18 protein-coding genes are annotated in these 19,287 nt (G+C 70.9%); 9 read left to right on the top strand and 9 right to left on the bottom strand.

Annotated features, from left to right (window positions below):
- Positions 1-4 precede the first annotated feature (4 nt).
- Positions 5-1,225, bottom strand: a complete 1,221-nt coding sequence (locus DNL40_RS06665; RefSeq protein WP_111250465.1) for a pyrophosphate--fructose-6-phosphate 1-phosphotransferase — start codon at positions 1,223-1,225, stop codon at positions 5-7.
- 41 nt (positions 1,226-1,266) lie between these two features.
- Entirely contained in the window at positions 1,267-2,043 is a 777-nt protein-coding gene (locus DNL40_RS06660; protein ID WP_245885723.1) for a lysophospholipid acyltransferase family protein, read from the bottom strand.
- 131 nt (positions 2,044-2,174) lie between these two features.
- On the opposite strand from DNL40_RS06660, the gene DNL40_RS16170 reads away from it, so the two are divergent.
- Positions 2,175-2,723 (top strand): hypothetical protein, encoded by a 549-nt coding sequence (locus DNL40_RS16170; RefSeq protein ID WP_146252036.1) that lies wholly within the window; start codon positions 2,175-2,177, stop codon positions 2,721-2,723.
- Positions 2,724-2,842: 119 nt separating this feature from the next.
- Here DNL40_RS16170 and DNL40_RS06650 read toward each other — a convergent pair whose 3' ends face one another.
- Positions 2,843-3,787 carry an ROK family glucokinase gene (locus DNL40_RS06650; RefSeq protein ID WP_111250463.1) on the bottom strand — a complete coding sequence of 315 codons (945 nt, stop codon included), beginning with the start codon at positions 3,785-3,787 and terminating at the stop codon, positions 2,843-2,845.
- Between the two features lie 234 nt (positions 3,788-4,021).
- Between DNL40_RS06650 and DNL40_RS06645 the strand changes: the two genes are divergently transcribed.
- The 3 genes from DNL40_RS06645 to DNL40_RS06635 all read left to right on the top strand — a co-directional run bounded on the left by DNL40_RS06645 (position 4,022) and on the right by DNL40_RS06635 (position 8,000).
- The gene (locus tag DNL40_RS06645; RefSeq protein WP_111250462.1) at positions 4,022-5,845 is read left to right on the top strand and encodes an AMP-dependent synthetase/ligase; all 1,824 of its coding nucleotides are present in this window, start codon (positions 4,022-4,024) and stop codon (positions 5,843-5,845) included.
- Between the two features lie 95 nt (positions 5,846-5,940).
- Entirely contained in the window at positions 5,941-7,725 is a 1,785-nt protein-coding gene (locus DNL40_RS06640; RefSeq protein WP_111250461.1) for a DEDD exonuclease domain-containing protein, read from the top strand.
- Positions 7,719-8,000 (top strand): Lrp/AsnC family transcriptional regulator, encoded by a 282-nt coding sequence (locus DNL40_RS06635; RefSeq protein WP_111250460.1) that lies wholly within the window; start codon positions 7,719-7,721, stop codon positions 7,998-8,000. Before DNL40_RS06640 ends, DNL40_RS06635 begins: the two co-directional genes overlap by 7 nt.
- A gap of 74 nt (positions 8,001-8,074) precedes the next feature.
- On the opposite strand, the gene trpD is transcribed toward DNL40_RS06635, so the two are convergent.
- Positions 8,075-9,097, bottom strand: a complete 1,023-nt coding sequence (gene trpD / locus DNL40_RS06630) for an anthranilate phosphoribosyltransferase (protein ID WP_111250570.1) — start codon at positions 9,095-9,097, stop codon at positions 8,075-8,077.
- A 228-nt stretch (positions 9,098-9,325) separates the two neighbouring features.
- Entirely contained in the window at positions 9,326-9,763 is a 438-nt protein-coding gene (locus DNL40_RS06625; protein WP_111250459.1) for a response regulator, read from the bottom strand.
- Between the two features lie 256 nt (positions 9,764-10,019).
- Between DNL40_RS06625 and ctaE the strand changes: the two genes are divergently transcribed.
- The 5 genes from ctaE to DNL40_RS06600 all read left to right on the top strand — a co-directional run bounded on the left by ctaE (position 10,020) and on the right by DNL40_RS06600 (position 15,140).
- Complete coding sequence (ctaE, locus tag DNL40_RS06620) at positions 10,020-10,667, top strand: aa3-type cytochrome oxidase subunit III (protein WP_179950974.1); 648 nt, start codon at positions 10,020-10,022, stop codon at positions 10,665-10,667.
- A gap of 86 nt (positions 10,668-10,753) precedes the next feature.
- Positions 10,754-11,533 (top strand): cytochrome bc1 complex diheme cytochrome c subunit, encoded by a 780-nt coding sequence (gene qcrC / locus DNL40_RS06615; protein WP_111250457.1) that lies wholly within the window; start codon positions 10,754-10,756, stop codon positions 11,531-11,533.
- Complete coding sequence (gene qcrA / locus DNL40_RS06610; RefSeq protein ID WP_111250456.1) at positions 11,530-12,579, top strand: cytochrome bc1 complex Rieske iron-sulfur subunit; 1,050 nt, start codon at positions 11,530-11,532, stop codon at positions 12,577-12,579. Before qcrC ends, qcrA begins: the two co-directional genes overlap by 4 nt.
- On the top strand, positions 12,576-14,291 hold the full coding sequence (gene qcrB / locus DNL40_RS06605) for a cytochrome bc1 complex cytochrome b subunit (RefSeq protein ID WP_111250455.1): 1,716 nt from the start codon (positions 12,576-12,578) through the stop codon (positions 14,289-14,291). The genes qcrA and qcrB overlap by 4 nt, the downstream gene beginning before the upstream one ends.
- A 219-nt stretch (positions 14,292-14,510) precedes the next feature.
- Positions 14,511-15,140, top strand: coding sequence for a superoxide dismutase (locus tag DNL40_RS06600; RefSeq protein ID WP_111250454.1), 630 nt, complete (start codon positions 14,511-14,513; stop codon positions 15,138-15,140).
- A gap of 204 nt (positions 15,141-15,344) precedes the next feature.
- Here DNL40_RS06600 and DNL40_RS06595 read toward each other — a convergent pair whose 3' ends face one another.
- The 4 genes from DNL40_RS06595 to ctaC form a co-directional block, all read right to left on the bottom strand.
- Positions 15,345-15,767, bottom strand: coding sequence for a hypothetical protein (locus tag DNL40_RS06595; RefSeq protein WP_111250453.1), 423 nt, complete (start codon positions 15,765-15,767; stop codon positions 15,345-15,347).
- A 131-nt stretch (positions 15,768-15,898) separates the two neighbouring features.
- A complete protein-coding gene (locus DNL40_RS06590) occupies positions 15,899-16,300 on the bottom strand; it encodes a cytochrome c oxidase subunit 4 (protein WP_111250452.1) in 402 nt (133 codons plus the stop codon).
- Positions 16,297-18,138 (bottom strand): aa3-type cytochrome oxidase subunit I, encoded by a 1,842-nt coding sequence (gene ctaD / locus DNL40_RS06585; protein ID WP_111250451.1) that lies wholly within the window; start codon positions 18,136-18,138, stop codon positions 16,297-16,299. Before ctaD ends, DNL40_RS06590 begins: the two co-directional genes overlap by 4 nt.
- Positions 18,138-19,058 (bottom strand): aa3-type cytochrome oxidase subunit II, encoded by a 921-nt coding sequence (ctaC, locus tag DNL40_RS06580; protein WP_111250450.1) that lies wholly within the window; start codon positions 19,056-19,058, stop codon positions 18,138-18,140. The genes ctaD and ctaC overlap by 1 nt, the downstream gene beginning before the upstream one ends.
- Positions 19,059-19,287 lie beyond the last annotated feature (229 nt).

The following is a 19,287-nucleotide window of genomic DNA, read 5'->3' as shown; positions in this document are numbered from 1 at the left end:
GTGGTCAGTGCGCGGCGGCAGGCTTCAGCGGCTGGCCGATCGACTCCAGCAGCTCGCCGAACCACGGCTGGCTGACGTCGAACGCCTTGCCGCCCGCGATGCGCGGGAACGCGATCGCCTTGAGCTTGTCGCCGTCCTCCTCGTCGTGGCCGATGACGCCGGCCTCGCCGCGCAGGGCGCACTCGACGGCCAGGTCCGTCATCGACTTGATGAGGCGCAGGTCCTCGGCGTTGGCCGCGGCGGCACGCGAGTAGTAGCCCGACTTCTGCACCATGACCTTCTCGGCACCCAGCTTCTCGGCGAACTGCTTCGCGAACCACTGGCCCGGGTTGATCGTGTCCAGCTTGACGTGACCGAACGGGTCGCGCGGCACCTCCTCGCCGGCAGCCTCGAGCTGCTCGACGATCTCGTGCATGCCCGCACCCTCCGAGAGGAAGATGTTCACGTTGCCGATCTCGTCCATGACGCCCTTGAGGCGCGCCGCCTCCGCGTCGATGTCGATCTCGAGCTCGGGCAGGAACACCGCGTGGACGTCCCACCGCTCCTTGGTCAGGCCGAGCGCCGGCGCCCACTCCTGGGCGTCGAGCCACTTGCGGTACTCCTTGGCGGCAGCGGCCGTGAGCCACCCGCAGTGACGGCCCATGACCTCGTGCACGATCAGCATGCGCGGGCCCGAGCGGTGCTCGCCGATGATGTTCGCGGCGAAGCCGGCGGCCTCCTCGGCCGCGGTCCAGGCACCGAGCGACTGACGGATCGGGACCACGTCGTTGTCGATCGTCTTGGGCAGCCCGACGACGGTCAGCTCGTAGCCGTTCTCGTGCAGGTAGGCGGCGAGGTCGGCGGCCGTGGTGTTCGTGTCGTCACCACCGATCGTGTGGAGCACGTCGACACCGTCGGCCTTGAGCTGCTCCGCAGCCACCCGCAGCGGGTCCTCGCCCTCCTTGACCAGGCCCCGCTTGACGGCGTCGGCCACGTTGGTGAGCTTGACGCGCGAGTTGCCGATCGGCGAGCCGCCGAACCGGTGGAGGATCGGCGCCTGCTTGCGGCCCTCCTCGTCGATCACGACCTTGTTGCCCGTCAGCAGGCCGTGGTAGCCGTACTGGTAGGCGATGATCTCGATCGAGGGGTCGAGCTCGTTGTACCGCTCGATGAGCCCGCCGACGGCGGACGAGAGGCAGGGGGCGAAGCCGCCGGCCGTGAGCAGGGCCACGCGACGAACAGCCATTTCAGGCACCTTCCGGATGGGGGACGGACTGCGCCCCGATCCTATTCGCCCGCAGGACCTGCGGCGTCCGCGGCCCGCCCCTCGGGACCTTCGTCCTTCCCGGAGGCGTCCTTGGCCGCCGCCTCGGCGGCGCGCTTCTCCGCCGCGATGCGGGCCTTCGCCGTCGCGGCGTAGACGTCGACGTACTCCTGCTCCGACAGGCGGAGGATGGCGTACACGATCTCGTCGGTGACCGAGCGCAGCACGAACCGGTCGTTCTCCATGCCCTGGTAGCGGGAGAAGTCCAGCGGCTCGCCGATCACCACGCCGATGGGCATGGGCTTGGGCATGGCGCGACCCAGCGGCTGGGCGACGTCGGTGCCGACCATCGCGACCGGGACCACCGGGGCGCCTGACTCCAGGGCGAGCCGGGCCACGCCCGTCTTGCCGCGGTACATGCGCCCGTCCGGGCTGCGGGTGCCCTCCGGGTAGATGCCGAACAGGCCGCCGTCCGACAGCACGCGCAAGCCCGTGGCGAGCGCCGCCTCGCTGGCCTTGCCGCCCGACCGGTCGACCGGGATGGTGCCGACGCCGCGCATGAAGCCCGCCACCAGGCGGCCCTTGAGGCCCGTGCCGGTGAAGTAGTCGGACTTGCCGAGAAACTGGACCTGCCGGTCGAGGACGAGCGGCAGCACGAACGAGTCGATGACCGCCAGGTGGTTGCTCGCCAGGATCGCGGGGCCGTCGGCGGGGATGTTCTCGACACCCTTGGTCCAGGGGCGGAAGTACAGCTTGAGCAGCGGCCCCGCCAGGACATGCCGCATGAGCCAGTAGAACAAGCGGTCCTCCTCGAACCTCTGGCGAGCGCGTGCGCCGGCAACCGTACCTGTCGCGCCCGCCGCAGACCCGGCAGGGCACGTGACGGCGCCGGGGCAGCGCGGGGCGCCGAGGGAACTCTAGAGTGTCAACCATGGCGGGGACGAACACGGGCGACGACGCGGGTCGCGACGGCGCCGGCCGTGACGACGAGATCCAGGACGCCGAGGTCGAGGAGCGCTGGGCCGACATCGTCGCGCGCCTGGGCGACGTGGCACCGGCGGTCGACGCCGACGGCCCCGAGCAGGACGAGCCCCGGCCTGCGGCGCCGGACGCGTCCCCCACCAGCCAGGCGGACCCCGCCGCGCACGTCGTCGCGCCCGTCCAGGGCCCGCGCGACTGGCCGGTCACGCCGGAGGTCGAGGCGCTGGAGGAGGCCGAGTCCCACTTCACGCCCCCCGACCCGGGGCCGGTGCTCACCTCGCGGGACCCTCTCCTGACGCTCGGCTGGGCGGGCGCGGCGGGCGTCCCGCTGCTCGCCGTCGTCGCGCTGGTCGTGCGTTCTCTCGTGCCCGCGCTGCACATCCCCGGCTGGGTCGCTCCCGCCGCCGGGCTGGTGTTCCTCGCCGGCGTGGCGGTGCTGCTGTGGCGCATGCCCCAGCACCGCGACCCGTCCGACCACGACGACGGCGCCGTCGTCTGACCCCGGCGAGCCCCGCCTGAGCCCTGCTCCACGGCGGACCGCAGCCCACGACAGCGCCGTCCGCCGTCAGCGGCGGACGGCGTCGCTCAGGGGACGTCGCTCAGGGGACGGTCAGGAGCTCAGCGGCGGGCGAGGTCCGCGGCGCCGATGATGCCCGCCTCGTTCCCGTGCTCGGCGAGCTCGATCTGCGCCACGGGACGGTGCCCCAGCGCGGAGAGCTGGGCCTCGAAGCCCTTGCGGATCGGCGTGAGCAGCAGGTCACCGGCCTCGGCGACGCCACCGCCCACCACGATCAGCTCCGGGTCGAGCAGGGCCGCCACCGAGGCGGCGCCCTCGCCGATCCACCGGCCGAGGTTGCCCACCAGGTCGATGGCGAGCTCGTCGCCCTCCTGTGCCGCCTGGGTGATCTGCGGGCCGCGGAGCTGCTGGCCGTCACCGCCGGCGAGCTCGAGCAGGCGGCCGGCACGGTGCGGCAGGGCCACCACGGCGGCCCGGGCGTCGCGGACCAGAGCGCTGCCCGAGGCGTACTGCTCCCAGCAGCCCTCGTGCCCGCAGCCGCAGTAGTGGCCCCCGGGGACCACGCGCATGTGCCCCACCTCGGCGGCCACGCCCCACTTGCCGCGGACCAGCTCGCGGTCCACGACGATCGCACCGCCCAGCCCGGTGCCGATGGTCAGCATCAGCATGTCGCTGGCGTCGCGCGCGGCACCGAAGCGGAACTCCGCCCAGCCGGCCGCGTTCGCGTCGTTCTCCACCACCACGGGCACGTCGAGGTCGAGCAGCTCGCCGAGCCGCCGCGAGAGCGGGTAGTCGCGCCAGGCGATGTTCGGCGCGAACAGCACCGACGTGCGGTCGGGGCTCACGAACCCGGCGGCGGCCACGCCGATGGCGCCGACCTGGTACTCCTTCGTCAGCTCCGTGCAGGCGTCCGCGATGGCACGGTCGATGCTCGCGACGTCGTCCGCCTCGGTCTCGCGCCGGACCTGGGCGAGGATGCGCCCCGCCTCGTCCACGACACCGACGGCGATCTTCGTGCCGCCGATGTCGACCCCGATCGCGTGCATGCGCTGGACCTCACGTTCGTCGTCGTGCCGTCACACCCTGGCGACGGTGCCTCCTGGGGCGCTCGCCGCGCGGGCGGCGCGGAGCGCGCGCCCAGCCTATCCACCCCGGGAACCCTGCGCGGCACCGCGACGTTGCCTGGGCAGGAGTCGGACGCCGTGACGACTGTCACACGCACACGCTGAGACCGAGTATCGTTGCGCAGCGCACGACCGCCACCTGCCACTGGAGCCAGCATGGACGAGATGACCACACCGCTGCGGGTCGAGCTGCCGCAGACGTCGAACCTCAACGACCTCATCACCCAGCGTCTGAAGGACGAGCCCGGCGCCGTCCTCGCCGAGGTGCAGCGCTCCCCCGGCTCGTGGGAGCCCGTGACGGTCGCCGAGTTCGACGCACAGGTCGTGGCGCTCGCCAAGGGCCTGGTCGCCAAGGGCGTCCAGCCGGGCGACCCGGTCGGCATCATGTCCCGCACCCGCTACGAGTGGACGCTGCTCGACTTCGCCGTGTGGGCCGCCGGCGGCGTCCCCGTGCCCATCTACGAGACCTCCAGCGCCGAGCAGGTCCAGTGGATCCTCTCCGACGCCGGCGTCACCGTGCTGTTCGTCGAGGACGCCGACAACGCCGCCACCGTGGCAGAGGTGCGCGACGACGCCCCCTCGTGCCGCGAGGTGCTCGTCATCGACGACGGCGGCATCGACGCCACCGTCGCCGCGGGCGCCGAGGTGACCGACGAGGAGATCGCCCGGCGGCGCGGCCTGGCCGGCCTCGACGACCTCGCGACGATCATCTACACGTCCGGCACCACCGGCCGCCCCAAGGGCGTCGAGCTCACGCACCGCAACTTCGCGGCCCTCGCGCGCAACGCCGTGGCGTTCGTGCCCACGGTGTTCGCCGAGCGCGGCCGCACCCTGCTGTTCCTCCCGCTCGCCCACGTCTTCGCCCGCTTCATCCAGGTGCTGGCGATCGCCGGCGGCACGGTGCTGGGACACTCCCCCGACATCAAGCACCTGGTCGACGACCTCGGGACCTTCCGGCCGACCTACATCCTGGCCGTGCCGCGCGTCTTCGAGAAGGTCTACAACTCGGCCGAGCAGGCCGCCGCGGCCGGCGGCAAGCTCAAGATCTTCCACTGGGCCGCGGCCACCGGCATCGCCTGGTCCCGTGCGCAGGACACCCCGCAGGGCCCCTCCCTGTGGCTGCGTCTGCAGCACAAGGTCGCCGACACCCTCGTCTTCAGCAAGCTGCGCGCCCGGCTGGGCGGACAGGCCCAGTACGCCGTCTCCGGAGGCGGCCCGCTCGGCGAGCGCCTCGGCCACTTCTACCGCGGCATCGGGCTGCACATCCTCGAGGGCTACGGCCTCACGGAGTCGACGGCGCCCACCTGCGTCAACCGCCCGGAGCAGACCCGCATCGGCAGCGTGGGCCACCAGCTGCCCGGCTGCTCCGTCCGCATCGCGCCCGACGGCGAGATCCTCCTCAAGGGCCACCACATCTTCCGCGGCTACCACGGCAACCCCGAGGCCACCGCCGAGGCGTTCGACGGCGAGTGGTTCCGCACCGGCGACCTCGGCAGCCTCGACGACGACGGGTTCCTGCGCATCACCGGGCGCAAGAAGGAGCTGATCGTCACCGCGGGCGGCAAGAACGTCGCTCCCGCGGTGCTCGAGGACCGGATCCGGGCCCACGCCCTGGTCAGCCAGTGCGTCGTCGTCGGCGACAACAAGCCCTTCATCGGCGCGCTCGTCACCCTCGACCCCGAGGGGCTGCCGGGCTGGCTGTCGATGCACGGCAAGCCGGAGATGACGGTCGAGCAGGCCACGACGGACCCGGACGTGCTGGCTGCCCTCGACCAGGCCGTCGCGCGCGCCAACAAGGCCGTCTCCAAGGCCGAGTCGATCCGCAAGTTCACGGTGCTCCCGGGTGACTTCACGATCGAGAACGGCTACCTCACCCCCTCGCTCAAGGTGAAGCGCGCCCTGGTGCTCAAGGACTTCGCCGACGACGTCGAGCGCATCTACGCGCCCGGCGCCGACCGGGAGTCCCTGCACACGTCCTGAGCCCTCCTGGCCCGCGCCGTCTGGGCCGCGCCGTCTGGGCCGCGCACGAGGCGCCACCGACCAGCGTGTCGGTGGCGCCTCGTAGCGTCCCGGCCATGACGAGCCAGGCCCACGCGCCCCGGACACCCAGGGCCGACGCGCCCTCCGCGGCCGGTGTGCTCGACGGCTTCCAGCCGTCCTTCGAGGACCTCGGCACACCGCTGCGGGAGGTCACGTTCGTGGTCGTGGACCTCGAGACCACCGGTACCAGGGCTGCCGAGAGCGGGATCACCGAGATCGGCGCGGTGAAGGTGCGCGGCGGCGAGGTGCTCGGCGAGTTCCAGTCGCTGGTGAACCCGGGCCGCGAGGTCCCCGCGTTCGTCGCCCGGCTCACGGGCATCACCACCGCCATGGTGGCCACGGCCCCGCCCGTGAGCCTCGTGCTGCCGAGCTTCCTGGAGTGGGCTCGCGGTGCCGTCCTGGTGGCGCACAACGCCCCGTTCGACGTCGGCTTCCTCAAGGCCGCCGCGGCCGACCTGGGCTACGAGTGGCCCGGCTTCGCCGTGGTCGACACGGTGCCGCTCGCCCGCCGCGTCGTCACGCGCGACGAGGTGCCCAACCACAAGCTCTCCACCCTCGCCACCTTCTTCCGGGCGCGGGTCACGCCCGAGCACCGCGCGCTGGCCGACGCCCGCGCCACCGTGGACGTGCTGCACGGGCTGCTCGACCGGCTCGGTGCCACGGGCGTGACACACCTCGAGGACCTCGCCGGCGCGGCAGACCCCGTGCCGCCCGACGTGCGCAAGAAGCGCCACCTCGCCGACGGCCTGCCCGAGGCTCCCGGCGTCTACCTCTTCCGAGGCCCGGGCGACGAGGTCCTCTACGTCGGCACGTCCACGAACATCCGCAAGCGGGTGCGCTCCTACTTCACCGCCGCGGAGAAGCGCAGGCGCATCACGGAGATGGTCCGCATCGCCCACGCGGTGACCCCGGTGGTGTGCGCGACGCCGCTGGAGGCCGCCGTCCGGGAGCTGCGGCTCATCGCCCAGCACGAGCCCCGCTACAACCGGCGCTCCAAGCACCCCGAGCGCCAGACGTGGGTGCGGCTGACGGACGAGGCCTACCCGCGCCTGTCGGTGGTGCGGGACGTGCGGGCAGGCACCCCGCACATCGGCCCGTTCTCCTCGCGCCGGTCCGCGCAGGAAGCCGTCGAGGCCCTGCACGACGCGCTCCCGCTGCGCCAGTGCACGCTGCGGCTCGCCGCGGTCTCCCGCAGCCCGGGCAGCCCCTGCGCGCTGGCCGGCATGGGCCGCTGCTCCGCCCCCTGTACCGCTGTAGGAGGCCCGGACACCGCCTACGCCGACGTCGCACGCTCCGCAGCACTCGCGCTCACCGACGACCCGTCGCCCGTGGTGTCCGCCCTCGCCGCGCGGGTCGCCCGCCTGGCGGCCGAGGAGCGGTTCGAGGAGGCGGGCCTGGTGACCCGGCGCCTGCGCTCCTACGTCCAGGGGGCGGGCCGCGCCCAGCGCCTCGCACCGCTGGCCGCCTGCAGCGAGCTGGTCGCCGCACGCCCCACGGCGGCGGGCGGGTGGGAGCTCGTCGTGGTGCGGCACGCACGCCTCGCCGGCACCGCCGTGACCCGCCCGGGCGAGGACCCGCTGCCCGTCGTCGACGCCCTGCGGGCCACCGCCGAGGTGGTCGAGCCGCCCGTCGCACCCGCCCCCGCCTGCCACCCGGAGGAGGCGGCGCTCGTGATCGACTGGCTCGAGCAGCCCGGCGTGCGGCTGGTGCACGCGTCCCAGCCCTGGTCCGTGCCCGTGCGCTCGGCCCTCGCGCACGCCGACCTCGCCGGCGTCTCGGGCGAGGTCAGGGCCCAGATCACTAGCATGGCCCCATGCTGACCGCCATCGTCCTCATCGACACCGACCCGGACAAGATCCCCGAGGTCGCGGCCCAGGTGACCAACCTCAAGGGGGTCAGCGAGGTCTACTCGGTGACCGGCAAGGCCGATCTCGTCGCCATGGTGCGCGTGCGCCGTCACGAGGAGCTCGCCGACGCCATCGCCGACGGCATCAGCAAGGTGCCCGGCGTGGCGCGCACGGAGACGCTCATCGCCTTCCGCACCTACTCCAGCGTGGACCTCGAGCAGGCCTTCGCCCTCGGCCTCGACGACTAGGGGCGTCCCGCCCGCCCGGCGCACCGCAGCGGGAGCCCGCCCGGGCCCACGGCCGTGGTGCGGCGGCACCGGTCTCAGGCGGCCGACGCCGCCCGCCACCGGTCGAGCACCGCTGCCGCCGCGCCGTCGTCCACGCTGCGCGCCGCGTGCTCGATCCCTGCCGCCAGCCGCTCGGTGAGCGTTCCCTCGCCGGTGCCAGGGAGGCTGGCGTCGGCCACCAGCGCCGAGGCCGCGTTGAGCAGGACCGTCTCCCGCACGGCACCGCGGTCCTCGCCGTCCAGGACGGCGAGGGCGACGCGCGCGTTGTGCGCGGCGTCGGCCCCCCGCAGGTCCTCCACACGGATCGGCCGCAGCCCGAGCTCGGCCACGGCGTCCAGACGCTGCTCGGTCACGTCGCCGTCGCTCACCTGCCAGACGGTCGCGCCGCCGGTCGCGGCCAGCTCGTCGAGCCCGTCATCGCCGCGGAAGACGAGCGCGCTGGTGCCCCTCTCGGCGAAGACGCCGGCCATCAGGGGGGCCATGCGCGCGTCGGCGCACCCGACGGCCGTCGCCCCTGGCCGTGCCGGGTTCGTCAGCGGACCCAGGAAGTTGAACGCCGTGGGCACACCGAGCTCCTTGCGAGCCACGCCCGCGTGCCGCATCGACGGGTGGAACACGGTGGCGAAGCAGAACGTGATGCCCGCCTCGACGGCGATCTCGGCCACCCGCCCGGGGGTGTGGTCCAGCCGGATCCCGAGCGCCTCGAGCACGTCGGCGGAGCCGGAGGCGCTCGTCGCGGCGCGGTTGCCGTGCTTGACCACCCGCAGGCCGGTGCCGGCGACGACGACCGCCGCCATCGTCGAGACGTTGACCGTGTGGGCCCGGTCGCCACCCGTGCCCACGATGTCGACCGTGCGGCCCGGGACCTCGATCGGCGTGGCGTGCGCGACCATCGAGCGGGCGAGCCCGCCGAGCTCGTCCACCGTCTCCCCCTTGGCCCGCAGGCCCATGAGGAACCCGGCGAGCCGCGCGGGCGAGACCTCGCCCGACATCACCTCGTCCATGGCCCACGCGGCCTCGTCGGCAGTGAGGTCACCACCGGCGACGAGCCGGTTCATCACGTCCGGCCACGAGGGCGCGTTCGTCTCGGCGGCGGTGTCCACGGCGGGCTGGGTCAACACGGGCCCCTCTCTGCTGCCGACCCTGGGCGGGCCGTCCGGACCGGTGCCCGGACAGTGCTGACGCTACCGGGCCGCAAGCCAGGCACCTCGCCTGGTCTCGCCCGGCGGATCCCGCCCGCCGGTGGCCCCGGCCCGCGCTCGGGCGCCGGGCTGCGGCGCCCGGGATCAGGCGAGCAGCGAGGCCACGGCCTCCTGGAGCGCCAGGGTGTCGAGCGGTCGGGGCACGACGGCGTCGGCCAACGACCAGGAGGCCAGCCAGGCGTCCTCGGCGCGGCCGGTGAGCACCAGCACGGGCGGGCACTCGTACACCTCGTTCTTGAGCTGCCGCGCCAGCCCCATGCCGCCCGCCTTGTCGGCCTCGCCGTCGAGCACGAGGAGGTCCCAGCCTCCCTGGTCGACGGCCTCGACGACGGCGGCCGCCGTGGCCGCCTCCGCCCAGACGATGTCGGGGGCGTGCGCACGCAGGCGGGGCCCGACGGCGAGGCGGACCTGCTCGCGCACCGTGCGGTCGTCGCTGTAGAGCAGCACTCGCGGACCGCGTCCGGCGTCACCACCCTCGCCCCTCGACGTGCTGCTGCCCGCGACCGCCGTGCTGTGCGCCATGCTGTGCCTCTCTCACGTGGTCGCCGGGTGCTCCGGTGCACCTGGCGACGCGTTCCGGACCCGCGTGTTTCTGGCATCGTGGCACATGGGTGTCACGACGCGAAGCCTGTTCGCGTGGTCTTTTCGTGGCACTCTCCCACCTTTCGTCAGCAAGCGCGAGCACATCCGCGAGATCGTGCGGAAATCGACCAGGGCGAGCCCCAGATCGGCGTTTCTGAGGGCCTCGAACGGCAGAGGAGTCAGCAATAATGGCTCCGTGTCCACGACGGAAACGGCTGCAGCCCCCACCGCCCCCCAGCACGTGAGCGTCAACCGTCCGAACCCGGTGTCGGTCGGGACGATCGTCTGGCTCGCCAGCGAGCTCATGTTCTTCGCCGGCCTGTTCGCCATGTACTTCACGGTGCGCTCGGTCATGCCCGCCGAGGAGTGGGCGGCCGAGACCGCGAAGCTCAACCTGACGTTCGCCGCGATCAACACGACGGTCCTCGTGCTCTCGTCCGTCACGTGCCAGATGGGAGTGCTCGCCGCCGAGCGGTTCCAGCCCGTGCGCACCGGCAAGATCTTCCAGGTCGGCCGCTGGGGCATGCACGAGTGGATGACGCTCACCTACGTCATGGGCGCGATCTTCATCGGCGGTCAGGTCTTCGAGTACGCCGAGCTCGTCCACGAGGGCGTCACGATCTCGTCGAGCGCCTACGGCTCGGTGTTCTACCTGACCACCGGCTTCCACGGCCTCCACGTGATCGGCGGCCTGATCGCCTTCCTCTTCCTGCTGGGACGGTCCTTCGCCGCCCGTCGCTTCGGCCACCACGAGGCCACCACCGCGATCGTCACGTCGTACTACTGGCACTTCGTCGACGTCGTCTGGATCGCTCTGTTCGCGGTCATCTACTTCCTGCAGTGACCCACGGACGCTGAAACCTTGCGGAGGCGACGCGGTCTCCGATGCACCACCCGACCACCCCAAAGCCACGAGACGAGGTCATTTTCGTGAAGGCACTCGCCGCCCGCAGGCACCACCGGGCAGCCCCGGTCGTGCTGCTGCTGCTGGCGCTGCTGGTCACGGGCGGCGTCTACGCCGTCCTCGCCCCGAGTCCGGCCCAGGCCGAGACCGCCAGCACCGCGGACATCGAGACCGGCAAGAAGCTGTTCCAGGCGAACTGCGCCACGTGCCACGGCCCCAACGCCGAGGGCACGGCGGAGGCGCCGTCGCTCGTGGGCGTGGGTGCCGCCGCCGTCGACTTCCAGGTCTCGACCGGCCGCATGCCCATGCAGATGAACGGCCCGCAGGCCATGGCCAAGCCCCCGCAGATGGACGAGGAGCAGACGGCCGCGCTCGCCGCCTACGTCGCGTCGCTCGGTGCCGGTCCTGCCATCCCCACGGACGAGCAGGTCGACCCCGCGCTGGGTGACCCGGCGCACGGCATGGCGCTCTTCCGCACCAACTGCTCGATGTGCCACAACGCCGTCGGTGCCGGCGGTGCCCTCTCGGAGGGCAAGTGGGCGCCCCCGCTGACCGACGTGTCCCCGCGGAACATCTACCAGGCCATGCTCACCGGCCCGCAGTCCATGCCGGTGTTCAACGACGCCAACATCACGCCCGAGGACAAGCGCGACATCATCGCGTTCCTCGACGAGCAGCGTGACGGGTCTGCCGGTGGCATCTCCCTCGGCTCCCTCGGCCCGGTGTCCGAGGGCCTGTGGGCCTGGGTGGTCGGCCTCGGCCTGCTGATCGCCGGCGCTGTCTGGATCGGAGCGAAGTCCTCGTGAGCGAGAACAACAACCCCACCACCCCGTCGACCGACGTCGACGCCGCGCACGAGGCGGGCGTCGTCGCTCAGGCCGACCGGTTCACCGACCCGGGCGTGCCCGAGCACAAGCCCCGCCTGACCGACACGGACCCCCAGGCCGCCAAGCGCGCCGAGCGGATCGTCGCGGCGCTGTTCGGCATCTCGGCCCTCGGTGCCATCGGCTCGCTGGTCGCCTACTTCGCCTTCCCCCCGGGAGGCACCGCCGAGACCCGCCTCTCCACGCTGCTGTTCGGCCTCGGCATGGCGGTCTCGCTCCTCGGCATCGGCATCGCCGCGGTCCACTGGGCCAAGTCGCTGATGTCTGCCCACGAGTACGTCGACGACCGCCACCCCATCGAGAGCTCGCCCGAGGTCCGCGAGGTCGCGATCACGGCTCTCAACCAGGGCGTGGCCGACTCCGGCATCGCGCGCCGTGGCCTCCTCAAGGGCGCGCTCGTGGGCGCCATGGCGCTGTTCCCGCTGACCATCGCGGTCCCGCTGATCAGCTCCGTGGGCGGCGACTGGAACGTCGACAAGTTCCGTCACACGCTCTGGCAGCGCGGCACCCGCCTCGCCTACGACCCGAACGGTCGCCTCATCCGCGCCGCCGACCTCACGATCGGCTCCGTCGCGCACGTCATTCCGGACGTCCCCGCCGAAGAGCGCCTGACGCACCACTGGATCACCGAGAAGGCCAAGGCCGTCGTCCTGCTGGTCCGCATGAACCCGGACGACATCAGGTCCGAGCAGCGCCCCGGCGGTTCCTACGACGGCATCGTCGCCTACTCGAAGATCTGCACCCACGTCGGCTGCCCCGTCGCCCTGTACGAGCAGCAGACGCACCACCTCCTGTGCCCCTGCCACCAGTCGACGTTCGACATCGCGGACGGCGCCAAGGTGGTCTTCGGCCCGGCGAAGCGCCCGCTCCCCCAGCTGCCCATCACCGTCGACGACGAGGGCTACCTGGTGGCGGAGGACGACTTCGACCAGCCGATCGGCCCGAGCTACTGGGAGCGCCTGAAGTGAGCACCACGACCACGGACACCAAGCGTCCGGCGGCGGCTGCCCCGAAGACGGCAGCAGGCAAGGCGGCCGACTACCTCGACCAGCGCACGTCCGTGGGCGTCGCGGTCAAGGAGTTCGCCCGCAAGATCTTCCCGGACCACTGGTCCTTCATGCTGGGCGAGTTCGCCCTGTACTCGTTCGTCGTGCTGCTCATCTCGGGCGTCTTCCTCGCGCTGTTCTTCCAGCCGTCGATGGCGCTGGTGTACTACGAGGGCGAGAACCCGGCCTCGATGCACGGCGAGCTCATGTCGATCGCCTTCGCGTCCACGCTCGATCTGTCCTTCGAGGTCCGCGGCGGCCTCCTCATGCGCCAGATCCACCACTGGGCGGCCCTGGTGTTCATGGCGTCGATCGTGACGCACATGATGCGCGTCTTCTTCACCGGCGCCTTCCGCAAGCCGCGTGAGCTGAACTGGCTCGTCGGCATGCTGCTGATGATCCTGGGGCTCCTGGCGGGCTTCTCCGGCTACTCCCTGCCGGACGACGTGCTCTCCGGCAACGGCCTGCGCATCACCGACGGCGTCGTGAAGTCGATCCCGATCATCGGCTCGTACATGTCGTACTTCATCTTCGGCGGCGAGTTCCCGGGTGAGCACATCATCGCCCGCCTCTTCACGGTGCACATCCTGCTGGTGCCGGCGCTCATCCTGGCGCTCATCGGTCTGCACCTGTTCCTGATGGTGCTGCACAAGCACACCCAGTTCCCGGGTGGCGGCCGCACCGACAAGAACGTGGTCGGCTACCCGCTCTTCCCGGTCTACGCGGCCAAGATGGGCGGCAACTTCTTCCTCACGTTCGGCGTGCTCGCCCTCATGGGCGCCACCATGTCGATCAACAACGTGTGGAACTACGGGCCCTACGACCCGTCCCCCGTCGGCGCCGGCGCACAGCCCGACTGGTACATGCTGTTCCTCGAAGGCTCGCTGCGACTGATGCCAGGGCAGACCGAGTACGTGATCGCCGGCTACACGCTGTCGCTGAACGTGCTGATCCCCGCGGTCATCATCCCCGGCCTGCTCTTCACGTTCCTGTTCGTGTACCCGTTCGTCGAGGCCAAGGTCACCGGTGACACCCGCGAGCACCACGTGCTCGACCGTCCCCGCAACGTCCCGGTCCGCACCGGCCTGGGCGTGGCCTTCCTGACCGCGTTCATCATCCTCGCGGTCGCCGGCTCGAACGACCTCGTCGCCACGCACTTCCAGATGTCGCTCAACGCGATCACCTGGGCGCTGCGCATCCTGTTCTTCGTCGGCCCGGTCATCGCCTTCTGGATCACGAAGCGCATCTGCCTCGGACTGCAGCGCAAGGACCGCGAGCTCGTGCTCCACGGTCACGAGTCCGGTCGGATCGTGCGCTTCGCCAACGGCGAGTACATCGAGGTCCACACGCCGCTCGACGACCAGGAGCGCTGGCTGCGCGTCAACTACGACGCGTACAAGCCGCTGGAGATCGCGCCGGCAACGGACGCTCGCGGGGTCAAGCGCAAGGGCTACAAGGCTGACAAGCGCTGGCAGCGCCTCTCGAAGTTCTTCTTCGAGGACCGCGTCGAGCCCGTCACGCCGTCTGAGCTCGCTGCGGCCCACTCGCACGGTGAGCACGACTCCCTCGGCTCGGTCCATGAGCAGCACGACGCGCTCCCGGCCGGTGCCAGCAGCACCGAGCAGGAGCGCTGAGCCGAGCGATCGCCCGACCGGTGACCCGTGCCACTTTTCCCCCGCATGCGAGGGACTGCGGCGCGGGTCATCGTCGTTGTGGTGGACGGAACCTGACTTCGCGCGCGGAGTCAGGCCCACGAACGTACGCCGTGGTGGCGGCCGGCTCACGCCGAACCACCGCCCCGGCGTCCCAGCCGGCCTCCACCCTGGCGGCCGGACCTACCCAGGAGGAAGTTGATGGCTGTCTACACGCTCCCTGACCTGACGTACGACTACGCGGCGCTCGAGCCCCACATCTCGGGCCGGATCATGGAGCTGCACCACTCCAAGCACCACCAGGCCTACGTCACCGGTGCCAACACCGCGCTCGAGAAGCTCGAGGAGGCCCGCGAGTCCGGTGACCTCGCCGCGGTCAACCTCCACGAGAAGAACCTCGCGTTCAACCTGGGTGGCCACGTCAACCACTCGGCGTTCTGGACGAACCTCTCCCCCGAGGGTGGCGGCGAGCCCACCGGTGAGATCGGTGCGGCGATCGACGAGCACTTCGGCTCGTTCGAGAAGTTCAAGGCCCACTTCGCCGCCGTGGCTGCCGGCGTGCAGGGCTCCGGCTGGGCGATCCTCGCCTGGGACTCCATCGGCCAGAAGCTCGTCATCGTGCAGCTCTACGACCAGCAGGGCAACATCGCCCTCGGCCTCGTGCCGATCGTGCTGCTCGACTGCTGGGAGCACGCCTACTACCTCGACTACCAGAACGTCCGCGCCGACTACGTGGGCGCCTGGTGGAACGTGGTCAACTGGGCCGACGCCGAGCAGCGTCTCGCGCGGGCCAAGTCCCAGACCGCGGGCCTGATCGTCCCGACCGTCTGACGTACGGCTCGCAGAGGACTGCGGCCCCTCCCCCGGACGGGGAGGGGCCGCAGTCGTTCATGGCGCCCTGACAGCGACCTCGCTCTCGTTGCTGGCCTGACGTCGCGGCCAGGTCGCGGCGGCCCCGGAAGTGTCCGTCACCGCCGGGAGCGGGCCCGTAGCCGTCTTCTACGCCGGTTCCCGGGTCGGACCGGGCCTCACCGCTCACACGTCTTCCGCGACCCAGTAGCACGCGGAACCGGCACGCCCGAGCAGCACGACCCCCGCGTCGACGTCGTGGCTCGTCGCGGGCGTCCACGACGCACCGTTCTCTCCCGGTGTGCCGACGGTGTTCGTCCCGTACCTCGCCCCATACGTGCCGCACGACCTGATGAACTCGGAGGCGAGCCAACGCGCTCGGCCTTCGGGCATCAGCTCGTCCCCGTAGGCCAGGCCGGTGCGCAGCAGCCCCGTCAGGAGGCCTTCGGCGCGTTCGGGGTCGACCTCGACCCACGCCCTCCCCAACGGCTCCAGACCGGCTGCCACGGCCACCTCGTCAAAGTCCCGCGCGGGTGGGACACCGTCGAGGAGCCAGACCTGCGCCGCAGGACGTTCACGCATCCACCGCGCCCTCTCGTCGTCGATCACGGGCCCACGCTACAGAGGGCCGATCACGCGTCGGACATGACGAGAGGGGCCCGTCCCGAAGGACGAGCCCCTCTCGAGGGATTCGCAGACCGTCTGCGTGCGGCGTCTTCCTGCTCGCTGCCGGCTCGCGATCAGTGGGCGTGGCGCCCGCGGCTGAACTCGAACACCCAGCCGATCAGGCCGATGACGCTGAAGATGAAGCCGATGTAGAGCACCCACCAGCCGACGGCCAGGCCGAGGAACACGATGGACGACGCGGCACCGATGACCAGCGGCCACCAGCTCCAGGGGGCGAACACTCCCTGGTCGCCGGCGCCCTGCTCGATGTCGCCGTTCTCGTCGTCCTCCGGACGCGGGTCGATGCGACGGGCCGTGAGCGCGAGGTAGGCGCCGATCATCGCCATCAGGGCCCCGACGAGCGGGATGCCCAGGTAGCCGACCGGCTCGTCCCACCCGGTCAGGACGCCGTAGACGACCCCGGCCACGAGGAAGAACGGCGTGAGCCAGATGAAGAGCCTGACCTCGATCTTCACTTTCCGGTCTCCTCGTCGTTCTCGTTACCGGGGCGCGGCTCGTCGATGACGGTGGTGCTGCTCCGGTGCTTCTCGGGGTAGTCCTGGCCGGCACGCTCCTGCGCCTGGGACTGCTGGCCGCGGCGGTCCGCGTCACCGTAGACCTGGTCGAGGACGCCCGGGTACAGCTCCGGGAACTCCATCGCCACGACCTCGGGGTGGTGCAGGTCGAACGCCGGGGACTCGCTGCGGATGCGCGGCAGCGACGTGAAGTTGTGCCGCGGCGGCGGGCAGGACGTGGCCCACTCGAGCGAACGGCCGTAGCCCCACGGGTCGTCGACCTCGACCAGCGGCGCCTTGCGCCAGGTGGAATACACGTTCCAGAAGAACGGGAGCATCGAGGCGGCGAGCACGAACGAGCCGACGGTCGACACCTGGTTCATCCAGGTGAAGCCCTCCTCCGGCATGTAGTCCGCGTAGCGGCGCGGCATGCCGTCGGCGCCGAGCCAGTGCTGCACCAGGAACGTGGTGTGGAAGCCGATGAACAGCAGCCAGAAGTGGATCTTGCCGAGGCGCTCGTCCAGCATGCGACCGGTGAACTTGGGCCACCAGAAGTAGAAGCCGGCGAACATCGCGAACACCACGGTGCCGAACACCACGTAGTGGAAGTGGGCCACCACGAAGTAGGAGTCGGAGAGCTGGAAGTCCAGGGCCGGGCTCGACAGGATGATGCCGGTCAGACCACCGAAGAGGAAGGTGACCAGGAACCCGATCGACCAGAGCATGGGGTTCTCGAAGGTGAGCTTCCCTCTCCACATGGTGCCGATCCAGTTGAAGAACTTCACGCCGGTGGGCACCGCGATCAGCATCGTCATGAACGCGAAGAACGGCAGCAGGACCGCGCCGGTCACGTACATGTGGTGGGCCCACACGGTGACCGACAGGGCCGCGATCGCGATCGTCGCGTAGATGAGGCCCTTGTAGCCGAAGATCGGCTTGCGGCTGAAGACCGGGAGGATCTCCGACACGATGCCGAAGAACGGCAGCGCGATGATGTAGACCTCGGGGTGGCCGAAGAACCAGAACAGGTGCTGCCACAGGATGGCCCCGCCGTTGTCCGGGTTGAAGACCTGCGCGCCGAAGCGGCGGTCGGCGCCGAGCGCGAAGAGCGCGGCGGCCAGCGGGGGGAACGCCATGAGCACCAGGAGGCTCGTGATGAGCGTGTTCCAGGTGAAGATCGGCATCCGGAACATGGTCATGCCCGGAGCACGCATGGTGATGATCGTGGTGATGAAGTTGACCGCACCCATGATCGTGCCGAAGCCGGTCAGGGCGAGCCCGAAGACCCAGAGGTCACCACCGAGCCCTGGACTGAATGTCGTGTTCGACAGCGGGGCATAGGCGAACCAGCCGAACGAGGCAGCACCCTGCGGGGTGAAGAAGCCGGCCGCGGCGATGATGCCGCCGAACAGGTACAGCCAGTAGGCCAGCATGTTCAGGCGCGGGAACGCGACGTCCGGGGCACCGATCTGCAGCGGCATGACGATGTTCGAGAAGCCGGCGAACAGCGGCGTCGCGAACAGCAGCAGCATGATCGTGCCGTGCATCGTGAAGAGCTGGTTGTACTGCTCCTTGCTCTGCACGATCTGGATGCCGGGCTCGAAGAGCTCGGCCCGGATCACCAGGGCCATGACGCCACCGATGCAGAACCAGACGAACGACGTGATCAGGTACATGTACCCGATCGTCTTGTGGTCGGTGGAGGTGGCCCACTTGACGACCGTACGCCCGAGGGTCTGCCGCCGGGGCGAGAGACCGGGGATCTGGTCGGGGGCGCTGTGGGAAGCGGTGATGGCCATCAGTGACCGGCCTCCTCGGTGGTGGTCCGGGCGTTGTACGGGTCGCTCTGGTGGCGGTTGAGGTCCAGGCCCAGCTCACCGACGTTGCCCTGCTCTCGCAGGTCGTCCATGTGCGCCTGGTACTCCTCCTGCGAGACGACGCGGACGTTGAAGAGCATGCCGGAGTGGAACTCGCCGCAGAGCTCGGCGCACTTGCCGGCGTACGTGCCCTCACGGGTGGGCTCCACCTGGAAGGTGTTGGTCCGCCCGGGGATCATGTCGATCTTGTACAGGAACGCCGGGATCCAGAACGAGTGGATGACGTCGCGCGAGTCGACGGTGAACTCGACCGTCTGGTTGACGGGCAGGTACAGCGTGGGCAGCGCGGTGGACGTGCCGCGCGCGCCGTCGACCTGGTCCTCGGCGGTCTGGCCGCCGACGTCGATCAGGTGCTGACCGGTGTCGTAGACCTCGTCGTCGAGGTAGTTGAAGTCCCAGCTCCACTGCTTGCCGATGACCTGGATGTGGACGTCGGCCTCGCCCTCGACGTTGTTGATGGCGGCCATGTCGCGGTCGGTGTAGTAGAAGAGCACCAGCACCATCGCCAGCGGCACGACCGTGTACATCAGCTCGAGCGGCAGGTGGTAACGCGTCTGGATCGGCAGCTGGTGGTCGTCCTTGCGCTTCCGGTAGGCAGCCACGCACCACAGGATCAGGCCCCAGGTGATGATGCCGACGGCGAGCGCGGCGATCCACGAGCCGACCCACAGCTGGGTGATGCGCTCCGTATGGTTGGTCACCTCCCCGTCGGAATATCCGGGGAGGTACCCGCGCTTGATCGTCTCACTGGCGCAGCCGGAGGCCAGCACCGCGACGGCGCCGGCGATCGCCGTCGCGCGCAGGATGGCCCGCGTGCTGCGGGTGGGGGGCTTCGACTGCAAGGGAGGCCTTTCACGTCACGACCCGCGCCGTGGCCCAGGCCCCCGTCGTGACACGGGCACCTACAGGCAGACCACCGGCGGGACCTTCGTCCTCGATACATCGCAGCCTAGCGCGACCTCCGCCCAGACACGGCCGTTTCGAGGTGAGCCCGACGTGACGTCTTGCGCCCCGTGCGCCACCATCCGGGCTGGTCACGACACCGTGAGACGAAGTGTCAGATCGAACCGA

The organism is Xylanimonas oleitrophica, assembly GCF_003244315.1.
GTDB classification, from domain to species: domain Bacteria; phylum Actinomycetota; class Actinomycetes; order Actinomycetales; family Cellulomonadaceae; genus Xylanimonas_A; species Xylanimonas_A oleitrophica.
This window is presented reverse-complemented; position numbering and strand designations above follow the sequence as displayed.